This window comes from Polaromonas sp. C04, assembly GCF_002002705.1.
GTDB lineage: Bacteria > Pseudomonadota > Gammaproteobacteria > Burkholderiales > Burkholderiaceae_C > Rhodoferax_A.
This window is the reverse complement of sequence record NZ_MUNS01000028.1, coordinates 205,957-224,728: the sequence shown is the minus strand read 5'-3', so window position 1 is coordinate 224,728 and position 18,772 is coordinate 205,957. Positions and strand designations below refer to the sequence as shown.

Here is an 18,772-nt window from a genome sequence, read left to right as displayed (position 1 = left end):
ACAATCAAACGGCAACGTCGGCAACGGCAAGGTCGAAGGCGAACTCGGTCCAGACGCCCGCCTCGCTGTTCACGCTCAAGGTGCCGCCGTGGCGCTGGATGATCGCGTAGCTCACGCTCAGGCCCAGCCCCAGGCCCTGGCCCACGCCACGCGTGGTGAAGAAGGGCTCGAACACGCGGGTCAGATTGCCTGGCTCGATGCCGGTGCCGTTGTCGCGCACCGTCACGTACAGGCGCCCGTCGCGGTGCTGCCCCGTGACGTCGATGCGCGGCTGCGCGCGCGCCGCCTTGCGCAGGGCCAGCGCCGCGTTGCTGAGCAGGTTGATCATGACCCCGATGACGGCCGGCTCATCGCCGCGCACATGGGTGTCCTGCGGCCAGTGCACCTGCACGTCCACGCCGCTGAGTTCGTGGCCGGTCAGGCGCTGCGCCGACAGCACGGCCTTTTCCAGCAGGAAGATGCGGCTGCTGTCTTCGCCCGGCTTCTGGTACGCGAAGGTCTTGAGGTCGGAGACGATGTTCTGCACCCGCGCCAGGCCCTCCTTGGCATCGACCAGGCTTTCCTTGAGGTCTGCACTCTGGCCCACCACCGGATCGAGCAGGGCCATGTTCAGGGCCATCATGCTGTAGTTCACCGGGTTGTTCACCTCGTGCATCAGGCCGGCCGACAAGGTGCCCAGCGCCGCCATTTTCTCCTGCTGGATCATGTGGCCCTTGATTTGCGCGAGCGCCTGGTTGGTGCTCACCAGCGTGGCGTTTTTTTCCGCCACCTCGCGCTGCAGGTGAAACAGCTGCAGACGTGCCCGCTCGTTGAAGTAGGTGCAGACCGAGCTCGCTGCCGCCGAGAACAGCAGGAATAGCGAATTGCCCGCGAATCGTCCCACGTCCGACAGCCCGGCCGGATTCAGGGCGCACGCCAGCACGTAGATCGCATACGTGAATAGACCGAAGCCGACCCCTTCGAGAAAGGTGATGGGCATGAGAATGCCTGTCGCATAGAGCGCCAGTTGCAGGCCGACGAAGTAGATGGAATGCACGCCGTCGGCGACACCAATCATCCAGGCGATCATGATTTGCGGCAACGCCAGCCATAGCAGGGTCAGGGTCTGCACCGACCGATGCCCCCAGGCGCCGTACAACGCCAGGAAGATCAGCAGCGTCAGCAGCGCGACGCCCAGGCGGACCGCCAGGAACAGGCCGAACCGCTCGGGATAGACCGCAAGATCCAGCCCCGCCCCCAGCAGCACCAGCACCAGCGAAGTGATGCTTCCCGCCTTGCTGTACGCAACGCGGAATTCGCCCAACTCCTGGTGATAGGGCGATGCGGTCCGGCTGAACATGGACAGTGGCCCGGCCACGTGCTCAGGCACCGGCGGTGACCTGAAACTCGGCAAAAATGTTGGCTCCGGTGTCATCGGTGTAGAGCCGGGTGTTTTCCCGGTTAGTGGGCAGGACGCTTTCCAGCTGGACCTCGTCGCGGTAGATCAAATGCCATTCGAGCAGGTGTTCCATGCCATGGCGCTCCGGGTTGCTGGAGTGCACGTTGGTGACCAGCACGGTGCCCCCTACGCTGCTGCGTGAGACGAAATACTGCAGCAGCCGTGAACAGACCTTGTCCGACAGGTAGTCGAACAGGCCCGCGCAATAGACAAAGTCGAACTGAGTCTGCGCGTCGAGCGGGTCATCCTTTTTCGAGGCCCGTTTCAGCAACTGGTGCACCGACTCATGGATGTACTCGACCTGGACCTTTTTGCCGTGCTCCTGGCAGCTCTTCTCAATGCAGGAACGCGTGTACGCCAGCGTTTCTTCGCTGAAATCCATCAGCTTGAACATCAGGCGCTCCGGGTGCGGATGCTGGGCGATGAAGCGCTGGATCTCCACGGCCGGACCGCAGCCCACGTTCAGGATGCTGATGTCACGCTGCTCGCGCTCGGCCCGCTCGGCAGCCTTGTTCAGGTAGCCGACCAGGATGTCGATCCGGTTGCGGTGCGCCTGGGCCACGATACAGCGGATGAACATCGTGTTGATGATCTGGAAATAAGTGCTGTTGCCCTGGCGCGGGTCGCTCAACATCTGGTTCACCATCTCGTAGTCACCGGCATAGCCCATCGGCTTGGCGAACGTGCGGTACACAAACGGGGCGCGCAGCAGCAGCGGATGCAGCGCCGTCTGGGCGAAGTTGCGGTGCGCGACGCTGTCTTCCACGTCGATCAGTTTCGCCTCTTCCTCCAGCCAGACCAGGTACTCCTTGCCCTTTTGCATGATGGGCGTGGCCAGTTCATAGAAAATGTCTTCCCGGATCCGCCCCTGCGCATCGCGCGGCAGCACATCCGACATGTCGGCCTGGTCGGCCCAGCGCGAGGTTTCGGATAAAAAGGTGCGTGCCTCGCTGATCGCGACCTGGTAGCTTCGGCTGATGCGAAAACGCGCGTTCCACTCTTCGACAAAGGTTTTGGCCTCCGCCTCGACGCGCGACAAATCGCCCCGGATGGCATTGAACTCGGACCAGTCGTCGGTCAGGGTGACGGACACCAGTGCCATCAGGCCCGTGTTGAGCATACTGACGACGACCGCGTTGCCCTTGTAGATGGTGCGGTCGCCGGCACGCACGGTGACATCGCGCAGCACTTCGCTGACCTGCACGATGGAGTACGGGTTGTAGATTTCCATCACCAGCGAGTGGCGCTGGTGATTGGTCAGCGTGCCGCGGACGGAGTCGCCCTGGCTGTTGCGAAAAGTGATGACAGGGTCTATTTGGCGGAGGGTCTGCACGGCGTCTGACGATCAGAAAGGGGAGGGATTCACGGTCTCAAGGAATTGGTCAGCGTACCACGCGAGGCAGATTGACCCAAAAGGATTACATGGCTTGCCTCCCGTTTTGATTTGGTCAAGCGCTGGGGCTACATTCTGTCACTGTTGAGCAGGCCGTATCTGCGGATACATGGCGGCTGTGGCGAGACAGCGACAGTCGCACCAGCAGGCAGCCAACTGCGCACTACGCCACGTTTTGTGGTTTTTTTTGGGCGTCATGGTGCGCGACATCCCGTCTGCGCAAGCTATTATTCCGGGCAGGGACCTTTCTTCCAGTACAACAACGCCAACCGAAGATTCACGATGCTCAAGTTTTTGCGCTTTGGGCGCTCGCCTGATTCAGTGCTCACCACCATGACGACCGGGACCGCGGCCGAGATCGAGGCTGAAGTCCGCCGGCTGGACATCGATGCCGCCATTGCCGCCGAGGAAAGCTGGAAGGTGCGGCTGGACGCCTACCTGGCGGGCAAATCCACCGAGGATTTTCGTCCCGAGGTGATCTGCTTCGACGACCGCTGCGAGCTCGGCAAGTGGCTGCACGGCCCGGGGCGCGCGCGGCTGGGCAAATACACCTCGTTCAAGCTGCTGGTGGCCGAGCACAAGAATTTCCATTACCACGCTGCGAACGTGGTGAGTTTTGTCGAGTCCGGCCGCCTCGACAAGGCGGTCAACCTGCTGACCACGGACTTCGAGCGCAGCAGCGCGCGCGTGGTGGAATTGTTGAACCTGCTCAGGGAGCCCTGAGCGGCCCGGTCAGCCCGCGCCGTGGCACTTCTTGTATTTCTTGCCGCTGCCGCACCAGCAGGGATCGTTGCGGCCCGGCGTTGCCACCTTGTGCACCGTCTCGACGCGCGGGCCGATGCTGCGCCACAGCTCATACAGGTCGTAGACGCCCCATAGCGCTTCGCCAAAAGCGTCCAGGCGCGCCTCGCTCACGCTCGCGGGGCCGTCCGCGCTGTACATGCACAGCGCGGGCGCTCCGGTATCGTCTTCCGTCATCGCGACCATGGCCTGCAAGGCCTCGTCGAGCCGCCCGGCGGCCTGCCTGTCGCGCGGCGCGACCCATTCCTCGGGCCAGCTTTCCACCGCAAACATGAAGCCCAGCGCCCAGACCTGGCCGAAGGACGGTAGCTCCTGCCCCGCCATCGCGGCCTGCTCTGCCGGTGGCAGGCTGGCCACGGCGCCGCGCACATCCATCACCTCGGGCTGGTAGGCGCGGTCGTCGTCGAGCGACTCCACGTCGGCGCTCAGGGCTTGCGCTACTTCGCGCCAGCGCTGCGACCACAGTTGCATGAAGCGCTGCTGCTGGGCCGCGTCGGCAAACGAGCCGTGCGCGCCAGTGTCTCCCTCCGGCGCCTCACCGGTACCAAGCAGCACCGGCAGATACTCGCTGGCCGCGATGGGGCGGCGGCAGCACAGCAGGGCCGCCATGAAGCCCTCGCAAAACTCCCATTGCGGGGTCTCGTCGTCGCGTGTGCGCAACTCGTCCAGGATGGCGTCGAGTTCGTCGAACACCGCTGCGTCGAGCGGCTCGGCGGCACTGGCGCCGGGTGCCGCAGGATCGGAGGAAGGGGGCGTTGGGTTCATGGTTCGACTCGTCGTTCGCTTGGGGTGAATTCACCCTATTGTTACCGCTGGGGCTTGAGGCCTTTTTGCCGACGGGGGCGAAATGTCTGCCCCTGCGACGCGGGGCAGGCATCTCCCGACCACGTTATGCTACGAATTCAATAGCTGCCTGTGCTTGTACACCAAGGGCCAGCAGCTGTTTTTTCATGCAAAGAATGGCCTTGTCCTTGCTCAGCAGCCGCGCACGATGGAAGACGGCCAGGTCGATGAACTTCTGGTCGTCGGGGTCGGCGCAGGTGACGCCGGCGCGCACCGCCGCGTCGACCAGGTGCGCGTGGCGGTCGAACGCCTGCAGCACGGCGCTAGCACCCTGCACGGCCGCCGCCAGCCGCGCCGCAATGTGCGGGTAGCCCAGCACGCGCGCCAGTTCGTCGCGCATGGAGGCGGTCGCCAGCCAGTGCAGCAGGCCCTCGTCCAGCGCCTGCGCCAGTGGTTGCACGGCCGGGTCGTTGAAGACCCACAGGTCGAGGGTGATGTTGGTGTCAAGGACGATGTTGGTGGCACGCATGGCGGCCCCGTGGCCTGCTGCGCAGGCCGGCGAAAAAACGGGGTCCGCGAAAACGGGGTCAGAGCACACGTTCGCTACGCTCCCGGTGATCCGACCCGATTTTCGCGGTCCGACCCCATTTTTCCGCCTGGTGATTCGCCACCGTTTTCGGGCCTTGATCCGACCTCGTCTCCGCCAGCTTCGCGTGGTGAGTCGGGGCCATTTCTCCTTGCGGATCCTTTGACCATGTCAAACCGAAACAAGCGGCATTCGATCGGGCCGTTCCACATCGGCACGCGGCGCGACTCCTTCAGGCGCATGCGGCTGGGCAGTTTCAGGTCGGGCGTCAGCACCCAGGCGGTCCAGCCGGCGTAGTTTTTCTTCCAGTGGGCGGCGAGACGGCTGAAGAATTCGCCGCCTTCCTCGCTGTCCATCTGTGCGCTCTCGCGCGCGCCGAAGCGCGCTATGTCCTGCACGAAGACGCGTCCGCGCGCACCGCCCCCGGCCACGCCGGCGACCTCGATGCGCTCACCGTACGGCGGATTCACCAGCATCACGCCGCTGGGCGCCGGTGGCAGGCGCTGCAGCGCATCGCCGCCGCGGAATTCCACCGCGGCGCCGACGCCGGCGCGCGCCGCATTGCGCTGCGCGAAATCCACCATGCGGTGCGCCACGTCGCTGCCAAATATGGGCGCGGACGGTGCGGTCTGCAGCGCTATCGCTTCGTTTTTGATGGCCGACCAGACGTGGCTCTGGAACGGCAGCAGCTTCTCGAAGGCGAAGCGGCGCAGCGAGCCGGGCGCGATATGGCAGGCGATTTGCGCCGCCTCGATCGCGATCGTGCCGCTGCCGCAGCACGGGTCGTACAGCGGGGTCGCGGCATCCCAGCCGCTGGCGGCCAGCATGGCGGCGGCCAGCGTTTCTTTCAAAGGGGCGTCGCCCTTGTCCTCGCGCCAGCCGCGCTTGAACAGCGGCTCGCCCGAGGTGTCGATGTAGAGCAGGGCGCGGTCGGTCGTCAGGTGCAGGTAGATGCGCGCGTCGGGCCACTGGGTGTCCACGTCGGGGCGCACGCCGCTCTTGTGGCGGAAGCGGTCGGCAACCGCGTCCTTGATTCTGAGCGCGGCAAAGTTCAGGCTGGTCAAGGGGCTGTGCTGCGCGGTGACCTCGACCTTGAAGGTCTGCCGGGTCGTGAACCAGATCTCCCACGCCACGCTGGCGGCGGCGTGGTACAGGTCCTGCTCGTTGCGATACTCGGTGTTGGAGAGCTCGACCAGCACGCGCTGGGCCAGCCGGCTGTGCAGGTTCAGCAGCAGCGCATCGCGCCACGACGCGCCCAGTTGCACGCCGCCGCGCAGCGTCTGCAGATCCCGGTCGGCGGCGCCGGTGATACGCTGCACCTCGGCCCCCAGCAAGGCTTCCACGCCGGCCGCGCAGGGCAGAAAAAGTTGCAACTGGTTCACAGGGTTTTTCTCAGGTTGGTGGGGGCAATCCGCAGCGCCTCGCGGTATTTGGCCACGGTGCGGCGCGCGCACTCGATGCCCTGCTCCTTCAGCATGTCGGCAATCTGGTTATCGCTGAGCGGCTTGCAGGGATCTTCGGCCGCGACAAACTGCTTGATCAGTGCGCGCACCGCGGTGCTGGAGGCATTGCCGCCGGTCTCGGTGCCCAGGCCCGAGCCAAAGAAGTATTTGAGCTCGAAGGTGCCGTACGGCGTGGCCATGTACTTGGCGGTGGTCACGCGCGAGATGGTGGACTCGTGCAGGCCCAGCTCGTCGGCGATCTCGCGCAGCACCAGCGGGCGCATCGCGAGCTCGCCGTGCACGAAGAAGCTCTTTTGCCGTTCCACGATCGCGTTGGACACGCGCAGGATGGTGTCGAAACGCTGCTGGATGTTCTTGATGAACCAGCGCGCCTCCTGCAGCCGCTGCTGCAGCGCCGCGTGGTTCGACGCATCGCGCCCGCCGCTCTTGTGCTGCTTGAGTGCATTCGCATAGATGTCGTGCACGCGCAGGCGCGGCATCACGTCGGGATTGAGCTGCACGCGAAACTTGGGCTGGCCGCCGCGCCCGACGTTGGTCACGATCACGTCCGGCACCACGATATTGCGCTCCACCTGCATGAAGCGGCGCCCCGGCTTGGGCTCGAGCCGGCCGATCAGCGCCATGGCGGCCTTGACCTGCGCTTCAGTGGCGCCGCACAGCTGCACCAGGCGCCGCACGTCGCGCCGCGCCAGCAGATCCATGGGCTGGGCACATAGGCGCAGCGCAACCTCGACGACATCCTGGCGTGCCGGGTCGCCGTGATCGAAGCCCTGCAGTGCGCGCAGCTGCAGCGCCAGGCATTCGCCCAGATGCCGCGCGCCGACGCCCGCGGGCTCCAGGTGCTGCAAGAGCGACAGCGCCACCGTGAAACACTGCACCAGTTCCTCGACCTGCGCCTCGTCAGTGCCGGCCAGCCCTTCGGCCAGCGACTGCAGCGTGTCTTCCAGGTAGCCGTCGTCATTCAGCGATTCGATCAGGAAGTGCAGCGCGGCGCGATCTTCCTGCGACAGGCGCAATGAGAGCGCCTGGCGGTGCAGGTGCGACTGCAGCGATTCCTGGCTGCCCGCCAGCTCCGTGGCGTCCAGCGCATCCGCGTCGCCCAGGTTGTTGCTGCGCGCGGGCGCATCGCCGCCCCATTCGCTGTCGTCGGGCCGGACCTCGCTGGTGCCGTCACCGTCCCAGCTTTGCTCGTCGTCGCGGCCCGACAGCGGGGATTCAGCATCATTTTGAGCTGTAGCCCTTATGTCATCCTGGCTACCAGCTACCGAATTAATAGCAAGCTCGGCGTCACGATCATCCTCGCGCACCCGCGTGTCGGACTGCGCCAGGCCGAATTCCTCGCGCGGCGCCTCCACTTCGGCGACCTCCAGGAACGGGTTGTCATCGAGCATCTGCTCCACTTCCTGGCTCAGCTCCAGCGTCGAGAGCTGCAGCAGCCGGATCGACTGCTGTAGCTGCGGCGTCAGCGCCAGATGCTGCGAGATGCGAAGTGACAGGCCCTGCTTCATGCGGGAGGCCTCACATTCTGAAGTGCTCGCCCAGGTACACCCGGCGCACATCGGCGTTGTCGACGATCTCCGAGGGTGTGCCCTGCGCCAGCACGTGGCCATCATTGATGATGAAGGCGTGGTCACAGATGCCCAGGGTTTCGCGCACGTTGTGGTCGGTAATGAGCACGCCGATGCCCCGGCTCTTGAGAAACACGATGATGCGCTGGATCTCGATCACCGCGATCGGGTCGATGCCGGCAAACGGCTCGTCGAGCAGGATGAAGCGCGGCTGCGTCGCCAGCGCGCGCGCAATCTCGACGCGCCGGCGCTCGCCGCCCGACAGCGACAGCGCGGACGAATCGCGCAGGTGCTCCACCCGCAGGTCCTGCAAGAGCGTCGTCAGACGCTCCTCGATCTCGCTTTTGGACAGCGCACGGCCGGCCTGGTCGCCATCGGCGCCATGGCGCTGCAGCTCCAGCACCGCGCGCACGTTTTCTTCCACCGTGAGCTTGCGGAAAATCGACGCCTCCTGCGGCAGATAGCTCAGGCCCAGGCGCGAGCGGCGGTGGATCGGCATGTGTTCGACCGGGCCGCCGTCGATGGTGATCTCGCCGGCGTCGGCCCGCACCAGGCCCACGATCATGTAGAACGAGGTCGTCTTGCCCGCCCCGTTAGGCCCGAGCAGGCCCACCACCTCGCCTTTTTGCACCGACAGCGACACATCCTTCACGACCATGCGGCTGCCATAGGACTTTTGCAGGTGGCGCGCTTCGAGCCGGCTCGGCACGTCGCGCACGGCGTCCGTCGTCGTGTCGCCCGTCACTTCGGATCCCCGCCGAGCGTGCTGCTGGGACGCAGCACGGGTGCTGGCGCAGCAGGCGCTGGCGCCGTGCCCGCCGGCGCCGAGGCGGCTGCCTTGGGCGCCAGCATGGCGCGGATGCGCGTGCGCGCGGGGCCGCCCGCGACGCCGCCCGTCGGATTCGTGACCGTGCCATCCACGGTGAACACGTCGGTTGCGTTGTTGTAGGTGATCAAGGCCCCCGTGGTCTCGTCGCTCAGCGTGGCGCCGGTGTAGCGGCGCAGGATGGCCCGCTTGATGAATTTGACGACGTCGGCCTTGCCGTCGTACTCGATGATTTCCGACTCCCCCTCGATGTACTCGTCCACACCCTCGCGCTTTTGCCGGTAGAACGCCAGCTTGCCGGGCTCGGCCGTGACGGTGGCGTATTGATAGCCCTCGGGGTCCTGGCGCACATCGACCCGGGCGCCGCGAATGATGATGGTGCCCTTGGTGACGACCACCCGGCCGGTGAATACGCTGGTCTGGTTCAGGTCGTCGTAGCGCAGGGCATCCGCCTCGATATTCATCGGCTTGTTGCTGTCGGCTTTTTCGGCCAGCGCGCCAAGCGGGAGTAGCGCACAGGCGAGTAGCAGCAAAAGCGAGGTGAAAGTTTTTTTCATAGAGGCATGAATCTTGCTGGCATTGTAAGGCGCGACCACGAAAGCCCTCCCAAAAATAACAGAAAAGCCCGCCAAAGCGGGCTTTTCGTGGCGCCCCGGGGCAGGCGTCAGGCGCTCTTGCGCGACTCGCCAATCAGGTAGTCGGTGATCTGCAGGGCGCGCTCCATGCTGTGGGCGAGCTCGCCATCGGTATAAAAGCGCCCCGCCACGCCGAGCGCGGGCACGCCCGACACCTTGTAGGCGTCCTGCAGCTGGGTCGCGCGGCGCACCTTGGTGGCGACCGAGAACGAGTTGTAGATCTCGGCGAACTTGGCCGTGTCCAGGCCCTGTTTTTGCACCCAGGCGGTAATGCCGGCGTCGCGGTCGAGCGGCTGGCGCTCGACGTGAATCGCATAGAACACCTTGACGTGCAGCTCGTCGAGCTTGCCCATGGCTTCCAGCGTGTAGTACAGGCGCTGCTCGGGCACAAAGCTCGCATTGAACGCCACCGGCACGCGGCGCATATTGACATCCTTGGGCAGGCGCTTGACCCAATTGTCCAGCGCCGGCTCGAACGCGTTGCAGTGCGGGCAGCTGTACCAGAAGAATTCGATGACCTCGACCTTGCCGGGGGGCGTCTCGACCATGGCGCGCTTGTCCAGCACCAGATAGTCCGTGCCGGCAACGAATTTTTTCCCCTGGGCATGGGCGGCCGGCACAGTCAGGGTGGAGGCGGCAAGCGCCGAGGCGGCGGCCAGCGAGAATTCACGACGTTTCATCAAGTTACGCTCCTGTCAATATCAGAGTCAGAGGGCCGACCCGGCCTGAAGTTCCCATGCGGCACGTCACGCGAAGGCGCGCGGCCATTTAACGCTGCACGCGCACCAGCGCTGTTTCCATGCCGCTGCCATCGAGCTGCTCCTTGGCCTTGTCGGCATCGCCCTTGGTGTCGAACGGCCCGACCCGCACGCGCCAGACCGTGCGTCCGGCCTGTTCGCGCTCGGAGACTTTGGCCTCGATCCCCATCAGCGACAGCTTGGCGCGCTGCGACTCGGCATCTTCGGCGGTCCGGAACGCGCCGGCCTGCACAAAGTAGGTGAACGGATCGGCCCCACTGCTGCCTGAGCGGGCCTTCGCCAGATCCCCCAGCGGATCGCCCGACACCGCCGGCGGAACCGGCGGCTGGACGGCTGCGGTCCTGCCGCCCACGACCGCGGGAGGCAAGGGGGCCGTGGCCGCACCGGGCGTTGCACCGGCACCCGCACCCGTGTTGTCGACCGCGCCGCCGGCCGCGGCCGAGGCCGGGCGCACCGGGTTCTTGCCATACAGCGGCGCGTTGGGATCCCAGTCCTTGTTCTTCACGGCCTCGGCCGCATCCTGGTCCGGGGCACGGCTCACGCCCTTGTTGACGAACGGAATCGGCACCTTGGTGACGTACACGGCGACGGCCAGCGCCGCGCCCAGACCCACCACGACACCGATGACAAAGCCGACGATGGTGCCGCCGAATTGCTGTTTCATTGAATTGCTCACATTTTTGCGGGCGCCGACACGCCCAGAACTGCCAGACCATTGTGCAATACCTGCGCGGTGGCGGCCACCAGCGCCAGCCGCGCCAGTTTGACGGCCTCGTCGTCCACCAGGATGCGCTCGGCATCATAGTAGCTGTGGTAGGTGGCGGCCAGATCGCGCAGGTAGAAAGTGACGTCATGCGGCGCGAAATCCTGCGCGGCCGCGCCCAGCATCTCCGGGTATTTGGCCAGTTGCAGCATCAGCGCCAGCGCGGGGGCGCTTTGCAGTGGTGCCAGGTCGACGCTCGCGAGCCGGGCCGCGTCGCCGCCTTCCTTGTCCTTCCATGCGGCCAGCACCGAGCAGATGCGCGCATGCGCGTACTGCACGTAATACACCGGGTTGTCGTTGTTCCTGGCGACCGCCAGATCGACGTCGAACACATATTCGGTATCGGGCTTGCGACTCAGCAGGAAGAAGCGCACGGCGTCCTTGCTGGTCCATTCGATCAGGTCGCGCAGCGTGACGTAGCTGCCGGCGCGCTTGCTGATCTTGACTTCCTCGCCGCCGCGCATCACGCGCACCATGGTGTGCAGCACATAGTCGGGGTAGCCCGTGGGAATGCCCACATTCGCCGCCTGCAGGCCGGCGCGCACCCGCGCGATGGTGCCGTGGTGGTCGGTGCCCTGGATGTTGACCACCTTGTGAAAGCCGCGCTCCCACTTGGCGATGTGGTAGGCCACGTCGGGCACGAAGTAGGTGTAGCTGCCGTCGCCCTTGCGCATGACACGGTCCTTGTCGTCGCCATACTCGGTGGACTTGAGCCACAGCGCGCCGTCCTGCTCGTAGGTCTTGCCGGCCGCCTGCAGCTTCGCGACCGTGGCCGCGACCTTGCCGCTGGTGTACAGGCTCGATTCGAGGTAGTAGTTGTCGAACCGGACCGCAAACGCCTGCAGGTCCAGGTCCTGCTCGTGGCGCAGGTAGGCCACGGCGAACTGGCGGATGGCATCGAGGTCGTTTACGTCGCCCGAGGCGGTGTCCGCGCGGTCGTCGGACTTGACCGTCTTTTTCGCCAGGAAGTCGGCCGCGATGTCGGCGATGTAGTCGCCGTTGTAGGCGGGGGCGTTTTCGCCGCTGGGCCACTGCGCATCGCCGGGTTTGAAGCCCCGGGCGCGCAGCTGCACGCTGTTAGCCAACGTCTGGATCTGCACGCCCGCGTCGTTGTAGTAGAACTCGCGGTATACGTCCCAGCCCTGGGTCTGGAACAGGTTGCAGATGGCGTCGCCCAACGCCGCCTGGCGGCCATGGCCCACATGCAGCGGCCCGGTTGGGTTGGCCGAGACGAATTCCACCAGCACGCGCTGCCCGTTGCTGCCCTGCACGCCAAAGCGGTCGGCGGCCTGCAGCACCTCGCGCACGATCTGCTGCTTGGCCTCGGGCTTGAGCCGGATATTGAGGAAGCCCGGCCCGGCGATCTCGATGGCGCCGACCCAGCGCTTGAAGGGCTCTGAATTTTGCAGCGCCTGACGCAGGCTCTCCGCGACCTGGCGCGGGTTTTGCTTCAAGGGCTTGGCCAGCTGCATGGCCGCCGTGGAGGCCAGGTCGCCATGCGCGGCCACCTTGGGCGACTCGAAGGCCGCCCTCAATCCCGCACCGGGCGAGAGTTTTTCCAGCTCGCCGGCCAGCGCCGCGAGCAATTCCTGTTTGACAGAGAGCATCGGCTGATTTTACGGGGCGGCGGCGCTCACCCAGGGGCTCGCGTCATCCATATTGCCGGTCCGAACGTTGTGTGTTGCAATCCTGCAGGGATTTTTTCTTCCCTGCAGGATGCCTTTCCCTTCAACACGTTCCTCTCCAGGAGATTCCATGAAACAACTTCTTCCCCTGATCGCCGCCATGGGTTTGGCTCTGTCCATGGGCATGGGCGTGGCCCACGCTGCCGAGGGCGCCAAAACGGCGCAGCAGACCAAGATGGCCACCTGCAACGCCGATGCCGCCGGCAAGAAGGGCGATGAGCGCAAGGCCTTCATGAAAGACTGCCTGAGCGCCAAGCCGGCCGCCGCAGCCCCGGCCGCGAAGCCCTCCTGCGACCAAGCCGCCGCCGACAAGAAGCTGGCGGGCGCCGCCAAAGCCAGCTTCCTCAAGAAGTGCATGGCCGACGCGAAATAAACGTCGCCCGGCCAGGCCGGGCGGCATCAGCCCGTCTTTGCCTGCGCAAAAAAACCCCGCCCGTGCCATAGGGCGGGGTTTTCTTTTGGCATGATGCGCGCATGACCTCTCGCGCCGATCAGACCCCGTCCCTTTCCTGCGTCATGCCCGCCTTCAACGAGGCGCGCAACCTCGATATCGTGGTGCCGCAGGTGCTGGCCGCGCTGGCCGCGCTCTCGCCCCAGGTGGAACTGATCGTGGTCGACGATGGCAGCCGCGACGAGACCGTGCAGGTCGCGCAGCGCCTGTGCGCGGCGCATCCGCAGATAGTGCTGCTGCAGCTCTCGCGCAACTTCGGCAAGGAGGCCGCGCTGACCGCCGGCATCGACGCGGCGTGCGGCGACCTGGTCGTCATGATGGATGCGGATGGACAGCATCCGGCGTCCCTGCTGGGCGAGATGCTGGAAAAATGGAAGCAAGGCGCGGACGTGGTGTATGCCGTGCGCAAGACCCGCGCAGACCAGTCGCGCCTGCAGGCGGGACTCACCGGCCTGTTCTACAAGCTCGTCAACTGGGGCAGCCATATCGAGATTCCGGCCGATGCCGGCGACTTCCGCCTGATGGACCGCAAGGTGGTACAGGCGCTCAAGTCGCTGCCCGAACGCAACCGCTTCATGAAGGGCCTGTACGCCTGGGTCGGCTTCAACAGCACGGCGATCGACTACGAGCCGCTGCCGCGCGCCGATGGCCAGACCAACTTCGGCCTGGGCGGCTCGTTCCGGCTCGCGCTGACCGGCATGGTGGCGTTCTCCACCGCGCCGCTGCGTCTGCTCACGGCGCTGGGGCTGCTGCTGTCGGTCGGCGCGCTGGGTTACGGCGTCTGGGTCGTGATCGAATACTTCATCACGGGCGTCGAGGTGCCGGGTTACGCCACCATCGTGGCCGGCCTGATGTTCTTCAGCGGCATCCAGCTGCTCGGCATGGGCATCCTGGCCGAGTATGTGGGGCGCATCTACGAAGAGGTCAAGCAGCGCCCGGCCTATCTGCTCAGCCAGCGCACGGGAGATGGCTTGATCGCCGCGGGCGCGCGCGGGGACGACGAACCCCGAGCGGCCCGGCTGCAGGACGCCTCGCTGCTCTGAACATGGGCAAGTCCGGCTTCTGGTTCATCGCCGTGGGCAGCGCCGCGGCGCTCACCCACATGCTGGTGTTTGCGCTGACGCATGCCCATGTGTGGCCGGAAGTGGCCAACGCCATCGGTTTCACGGTGGCGTTTTTCGTGAGTTTTTCGGGCCACCGCTGGCTCAGCTTCAGCGATGCGGGCACCAGCGTGACGCAGAGCTTCAGCCGCTTCCTCATGACCGCGCTGGCCGGCTTTGCGACCAACGAGATCGTGTTTGTGCTGCTGCTGCGAGAACTGGGCTGGCCGTCGTTTGTCGCGCTGTTCGCCGCGCTAGTGTTTGCAGCCGGGCAAACCTTTTTGCTGAGCCGCTATTGGGCCTTCCGGCGCTGACGCAGTCGCCGGCGCGGCGCTGGCGCCCGACTTGAACAGCACCCAGCCGGTGCCGGTTTGAACCCGCAGCCACGCGGGCGGGCCGAACGCGCCCTCACGGCCGCGCCGGACCAGCAGCCAGTTGCCGGGTTGCGCGCTGGCCGCCGGTAGAACATCGGGGGTCTGCAGCACGCGGCCGGCGACGGGGTCGAAATCGGCGCCCTCGAACAGCTCGCGCTGCCACACGTCGCCGGCCGTTTTGCGCTGCCGGGGCCAATCCTGGATCACCACGATGGGCCGGCGGACCTGGGCGTAGAACGGCAAGTCGTAGGGATAGTTGCCGACCGCATAGACCGTGTCCGCCGGACTCGCGTCGCAGGCCAGGGTCTGCGCGACATCCCCGCTCAGTTTGTCGTCGGTGAAGCGGGTCACCAGCAGGCTGACGGCCAGCGCCAGTGCCATGATCAGCGCCGCCAGGGCGGCAAACACCCGGCCCGCAAACCGGCTGTGCGCCAGCGTGCGCTCCCAGCCCAGCGCCGCCAGCAACGCCAGCGGCGGGGTCACGGGCAGGATATAGCCGATCAGCTTGGAGGCGGGGATGGAGAAGAACGCGAGGATGGCGGCGAGCCAGATCCAGCACAGGCTGGACCATTCCCGGGCCACTCCGTCGGGCGCCGGGGTCCGCTTCACGGCGTCCCACAGCGGCTTGCCGGCAAAAAAGGCCCACGGAAACAGCAGGATCAGCAGGCTGGCGATATAGAACCACCAGGGCTGGACGTTGTTGAAGGTATCGGCCGTGAAGCGCGTGAACTGCTGCGTGCCGAACAGGTAGTCCATCGCGCCGGGGTATTTTTGCGCGATCAGCACGAACCAGGGCACGGTGATTGCGCTGAACAGCAACAGGCCGCTCGCCCAGGGCAGCGCCAGCACCTTGCGGAACTGGCGCGTCCAGAGCAGCCACAAAAACAGCACCAGGCCGGGCAGCAGCAGGCCGATCAGTCCCTTGCTGAGCACTCCGAGCGCGCAGGCCACAAAGCCGAGCCGGGCCAGGTTCGCATGCGGGCGCGCGCCGTGCATGAAGGCGAACGCGAAACACCAGACCGCGATGCCGATCCAGGTTGCCACCATCATGTCGTGGTTCACGTACTGGCCGCCCAGCAAAAACGCCACGCTGGTGCCCAGCATGAGGCCGGCGCGGCGCGCGACACGCTCGCCGGCGATGGCGCGGGCCGCCAGGTACAGGCCCGCCAGCATGATGCCGGCATGCAGCGCCGGCACCAGCCGCAGCGCCCACACATGGCTGCCGAACACGGCCAGCGACACGGCCTCCAGCCAGTACAACAGCGGCGGCTTGTGGAAGAACGGCAGGCCGTCCAGGCGCGGCACGAGCCAGTCGCCGCTTTGCAGCATCCAGCGGCCGACTTCGCCGTAGCGCCCCTCATCCGGCACGGCCAGCGGGCGCAGCGCGGCCAGCAGCAGCAGCAAAAGCCACAGGACGACGAGCCGGAGCCAGGATTTTCGACGTTGTTCTTGGGTCGATGCGGGAAGGGTCATGGCGGGGAGTGTAGTGGCTGCAGAGCGCGCGCCCCGCGCACCAGTTCCACCTGCGCGCGCGCCAGCGCCGCAGCAAAATCGCCGCTTGCCAGGTAGGCGTATTCGCGCAGGCGCGCCACGCCGATCTCGTCATCCGGGTCGGCTGCAGCGGCCGGATGGCACATAAGCAGGGCGCCGGCCGGCGCGCCCGCCAGCCAGCCGTCCATCAGCGCGGTATAGCGGGCCGTATCGCCTGCGAAATCATAGACACCCAACAAGGCATCAGCCCTTGTTACACCTGCGCCATCAGCTATCTTCTTTATAGCATTGGAGCCCAGCGCCGAGATCACGCGGGACTTGAAGCCAAGGCGTTCGCCGACACCAGAGCGCACCTGCGACACGCGCAAATACGGCAGTCGGCCCGGGTAGCGCCGCGCCAGCAGCTCGACCAGCGGCTCGCGGATGCCGGCGAACTGCTGCACATGCTGATGCCCATCCACATGGTCGGGCGGCGCCTGCCATTGCGCCTCGAACAGATCGAGCTGGCGCTCGATCACGGTGCGCGCCGCGCTGCGGTCGAAGCCGCCGAGCAGCGCCCGGCGCATCGCCGCGCCAAGCGACAGGCCATGGCCGGCGGCCTGCGCGAATTCGCTGGTCCAGTCCAGGTGCAGGCCGATATCGATGCGCCCGCGCAACTCCTGCAGCAGCGCCACGTCCTGCGGCCAGCGCGGCGACAGCACCATGGCGCTGGTGGCGGACAGCCGCCCCTGGCGCGCCAGGGCCGCAATGCCCTGCGAGGCGCCCGCGTGCACCGCGAAATCGTCGGCGCACAGCACCAGCGACTTCACGCGGCCTGCCAGTAGCCCGGCTGGCCGTAGCTGTGCTTGAGAAAATCGATCCACAGGCGCACGCGCAGCGGCAGGTGCCGGCGCTGCGGAAACACGGCGTAGATGCCGTTCGGCGGCGCCGCAAAATCGGCCAGCACCTCGACCAGCTGGCCGCTGGCGATTTCGGACTCGACTTCCCAGGTGCTGCGCCACGCGATGCCGCCGCCCGCCAGGCACCAGTCGTGCAGCACCTGGCCATCGGTGCAGTCCAGCGGGCCGCCGGGTTTGAGGTGGATCACCTCGGCGTCGCCGGCGCGCTCGCCCGTGGCGATCGGCACGCGGAACGCCCAGCCGCGGCTTTGCGAGGCGCCGCTGGACAGGGTCAGGCAGTCGAAGCGCGCCAACTCGCTCGGGTGCTGCGGCGTGCCATGCTGGCGCAGGTATTTGGGCGTGGCCACGCACAGGCGCCGGTTTTCGGCCAGGCGCACGCTGACCAGCGAGGAATCGGGCAGATCGCCCACGCGCACCGCGCAGTCCTGCCCCTCGGCCGCCAGATCGACCACGCGGTCGCTCAGATTCAGCGAAATCGTCACGTCGGCATGCAACTCGCGAAAGCGCGGCACCAGCGGCGCCACGTGGCGCCGGCCAAAGCCCGCCGGCGCGGTGATGCGCAGATGCCCGCTGGCCTTGACGCCGCCGGCCGACACACTGGCCTCGGCGTTGGCGACCTCGACCAGCAGGCGCTGGCAGTCTTCCAGAAAGGCGCTGCCCTCATGCGTGAGCGTGATGCGCCGCGTGGTGCGCACCAGCAGCTTGACGCCGAGCCGCTCCTCCAGCGCGTCGAGCCGGCGCCCCATGATGGCCGGCGCCACGCCCTCGGCCTGGGCCGCAGCCGTGAGGCTGCCCCGCGTCGCCACCGACACAAACGACTCCATGGCCTTGAGCTTGTCCATGGCGCCAGATTATGCGCATGGAAGTCACAAACCACTCCCGCTTGATGCCCGCGTGGCGGATCGGCCCGGCCTTGATGGTCTCGGCGCCCAGCCTTGATTACAACCATAAAAGTCATGAATAAAACGACTTTGACTTAATAAGTCCACCACAAAGTATCGAATACAGTAGATGCATGGAACAAGCCTGTACTACTCCCGTTGAAAAGCCCCAAGCGGTTTTGTTCGATGCCTACGGCACGCTGTTCGACGTGTACAGCGTGGGCCTGCTGGCCGAGCAGCTGTTTCCGGGCCGCGGCCAGGCCTTGAGCGTGCTCTGGCGCGACAAGCAGATCGAATACACGCGGCTCGTGACCACCAGCAACCACGGCGCGCACTACCAGCCGTTCTGGGCACTGACCCGGGCCGCGCTCGCGTACGCTATTAAAAAAATAGCACCTCCCGGAGCATCGGCGGAGGCCATAGCCACTTTTAATGGTCAAATCGACCAGTTGATGAACCAGTACCGGCACCTGAGCGCCTTTCCCGAGAACAAGCCCGTGCTGAAGGCGCTCAAGGCCCGGGGCATCGCCACCGGCATCCTGTCCAACGGCGACCCCGAGATGCTCGGCATCGCGGTGCGCAGCGCCGGCATGGAAGGTCTGCTGGATCATGTGATCAGCGTGGATGCCGTGCGCAAGTACAAGACCCACCCCGAGGCCTATGCCCTGGGTGAGCAGGCCACCGGCCTGAAGGCCGCGAACATCCTGTTTGTGAGCAGCAACAGCTGGGACGCGCTGGGCGCCACCTGGTTCGGCTACCAGACCCTGTGGGTGAATCGCTACCAGATGCCGTTCGAAGAGCTCGGCACCCCGCCCACCCGCATCGGCGCCAGCCTGCGCGATGTCCTCTCTTTTTTTGAAGCTTGATGGAGAACCCC

Annotated in this window: 19 protein-coding genes; 5 read left to right on the top strand and 14 right to left on the bottom strand. The window is 66.0% G+C overall.

Annotation, left to right across the window (positions count from 1 at the left end):
• Window positions 1–4: 4 nt before the first annotated feature.
• Window positions 5–1,339 (bottom strand): sensor histidine kinase, encoded by a 1,335-nt coding sequence (locus tag B0E49_RS09210; protein WP_077561897.1) that lies wholly within the window; start codon window positions 1,337–1,339, stop codon window positions 5–7.
• 22 nt (window positions 1,340–1,361) lie between these two features.
• Entirely contained in the window at window positions 1,362–2,771 is a 1,410-nt protein-coding gene (locus B0E49_RS09205) for a class I SAM-dependent methyltransferase (RefSeq protein WP_077561896.1), read from the bottom strand.
• A 393-nt stretch (window positions 2,772–3,164) separates the two neighbouring features.
• Between B0E49_RS09205 and B0E49_RS09200 the strand changes: the two genes are divergently transcribed.
• Complete coding sequence (locus B0E49_RS09200) at window positions 3,165–3,554, top strand: CZB domain-containing protein (protein ID WP_168175025.1); 390 nt, start codon at window positions 3,165–3,167, stop codon at window positions 3,552–3,554.
• Between the two features lie 9 nt (window positions 3,555–3,563).
• Here the strand turns inward: B0E49_RS09200 and B0E49_RS09195 are convergent, their stop codons facing one another.
• The 9 genes from B0E49_RS09195 to argS form a co-directional block, all read right to left on the bottom strand.
• Entirely contained in the window at window positions 3,564–4,397 is an 834-nt protein-coding gene (locus tag B0E49_RS09195; protein WP_077561894.1) for a YecA/YgfB family protein, read from the bottom strand.
• 124 nt (window positions 4,398–4,521) lie between these two features.
• Window positions 4,522–4,944: a putative toxin-antitoxin system toxin component, PIN family gene (locus tag B0E49_RS09190; protein WP_077561893.1), complete on the bottom strand. Its 423-nt coding sequence runs from the start codon at window positions 4,942–4,944 to the stop codon at window positions 4,522–4,524.
• Window positions 4,945–5,018: 74 nt separating this feature from the next.
• Window positions 5,019–6,383, bottom strand: a complete 1,365-nt coding sequence (locus B0E49_RS09185; protein WP_077561892.1) for a THUMP domain-containing class I SAM-dependent RNA methyltransferase — start codon at window positions 6,381–6,383, stop codon at window positions 5,019–5,021.
• Window positions 6,380–7,972: an RNA polymerase factor sigma-54 gene (locus tag B0E49_RS09180; RefSeq protein WP_077561891.1), complete on the bottom strand. Its 1,593-nt coding sequence runs from the start codon at window positions 7,970–7,972 to the stop codon at window positions 6,380–6,382. Before B0E49_RS09180 ends, B0E49_RS09185 begins: the two co-directional genes overlap by 4 nt.
• 10 nt (window positions 7,973–7,982) lie before the next feature.
• Window positions 7,983–8,777, bottom strand: coding sequence for an LPS export ABC transporter ATP-binding protein (lptB, locus tag B0E49_RS09175; RefSeq protein ID WP_077561890.1), 795 nt, complete (start codon window positions 8,775–8,777; stop codon window positions 7,983–7,985).
• Window positions 8,774–9,415 (bottom strand): lipopolysaccharide transport periplasmic protein LptA, encoded by a 642-nt coding sequence (gene lptA, locus B0E49_RS09170; protein WP_077561889.1) that lies wholly within the window; start codon window positions 9,413–9,415, stop codon window positions 8,774–8,776. The genes lptB and lptA overlap by 4 nt, the downstream gene beginning before the upstream one ends.
• Before the next feature lie 107 nt (window positions 9,416–9,522).
• Window positions 9,523–10,173 carry a thiol:disulfide interchange protein DsbA/DsbL gene (locus tag B0E49_RS09165; protein WP_077561888.1) on the bottom strand — a complete coding sequence of 217 codons (651 nt, stop codon included), beginning with the start codon at window positions 10,171–10,173 and terminating at the stop codon, window positions 9,523–9,525.
• A gap of 88 nt (window positions 10,174–10,261) precedes the next feature.
• Window positions 10,262–10,915 (bottom strand): SPOR domain-containing protein, encoded by a 654-nt coding sequence (locus B0E49_RS09160; RefSeq protein ID WP_077561887.1) that lies wholly within the window; start codon window positions 10,913–10,915, stop codon window positions 10,262–10,264.
• Window positions 10,916–10,923: 8 nt separating this feature from the next.
• A complete protein-coding gene (gene argS / locus B0E49_RS09155) occupies window positions 10,924–12,621 on the bottom strand; it encodes an arginine--tRNA ligase (protein WP_077561886.1) in 1,698 nt (565 codons plus the stop codon).
• A 148-nt stretch (window positions 12,622–12,769) separates the two neighbouring features.
• On the opposite strand from argS, the gene B0E49_RS09150 reads away from it, so the two are divergent.
• From B0E49_RS09150 to B0E49_RS09140, 3 genes are all read left to right on the top strand, one after another.
• The gene (locus B0E49_RS09150; RefSeq protein ID WP_077561885.1) at window positions 12,770–13,072 is read left to right on the top strand and encodes a PsiF family protein; all 303 of its coding nucleotides are present in this window, start codon (window positions 12,770–12,772) and stop codon (window positions 13,070–13,072) included.
• A 101-nt stretch (window positions 13,073–13,173) separates the two neighbouring features.
• Entirely contained in the window at window positions 13,174–14,193 is a 1,020-nt protein-coding gene (locus tag B0E49_RS09145) for a glycosyltransferase family 2 protein (RefSeq protein ID WP_077561884.1), read from the top strand.
• Between the two features lie 2 nt (window positions 14,194–14,195).
• Entirely contained in the window at window positions 14,196–14,564 is a 369-nt protein-coding gene (locus B0E49_RS09140; protein ID WP_077561883.1) for a GtrA family protein, read from the top strand.
• Here the strand turns inward: B0E49_RS09140 and B0E49_RS09135 are convergent.
• From B0E49_RS09135 to B0E49_RS09125, 3 genes are read right to left on the bottom strand one after another with little or no spacing between them, the layout of a single operon-like run.
• Window positions 14,505–16,097: an ArnT family glycosyltransferase gene (locus B0E49_RS09135; RefSeq protein WP_077561882.1), complete on the bottom strand. Its 1,593-nt coding sequence runs from the start codon at window positions 16,095–16,097 to the stop codon at window positions 14,505–14,507. The genes B0E49_RS09140 and B0E49_RS09135 overlap by 60 nt on opposite strands.
• Entirely contained in the window at window positions 16,094–16,924 is an 831-nt protein-coding gene (locus B0E49_RS09130) for a ChbG/HpnK family deacetylase (RefSeq protein ID WP_077561881.1), read from the bottom strand. Before B0E49_RS09130 ends, B0E49_RS09135 begins: the two co-directional genes overlap by 4 nt.
• Window positions 16,921–17,856 carry a LysR family transcriptional regulator gene (locus tag B0E49_RS09125; RefSeq protein ID WP_077561880.1) on the bottom strand — a complete coding sequence of 312 codons (936 nt, stop codon included), beginning with the start codon at window positions 17,854–17,856 and terminating at the stop codon, window positions 16,921–16,923. Before B0E49_RS09125 ends, B0E49_RS09130 begins: the two co-directional genes overlap by 4 nt.
• Window positions 17,857–18,029: 173 nt before the next feature.
• On the opposite strand from B0E49_RS09125, the gene B0E49_RS09120 reads away from it, so the two are divergent.
• A complete protein-coding gene (locus B0E49_RS09120; protein WP_077561879.1) occupies window positions 18,030–18,761 on the top strand; it encodes a haloacid dehalogenase type II in 732 nt (243 codons plus the stop codon).
• Window positions 18,762–18,772: the final 11 nt, after the last annotated feature.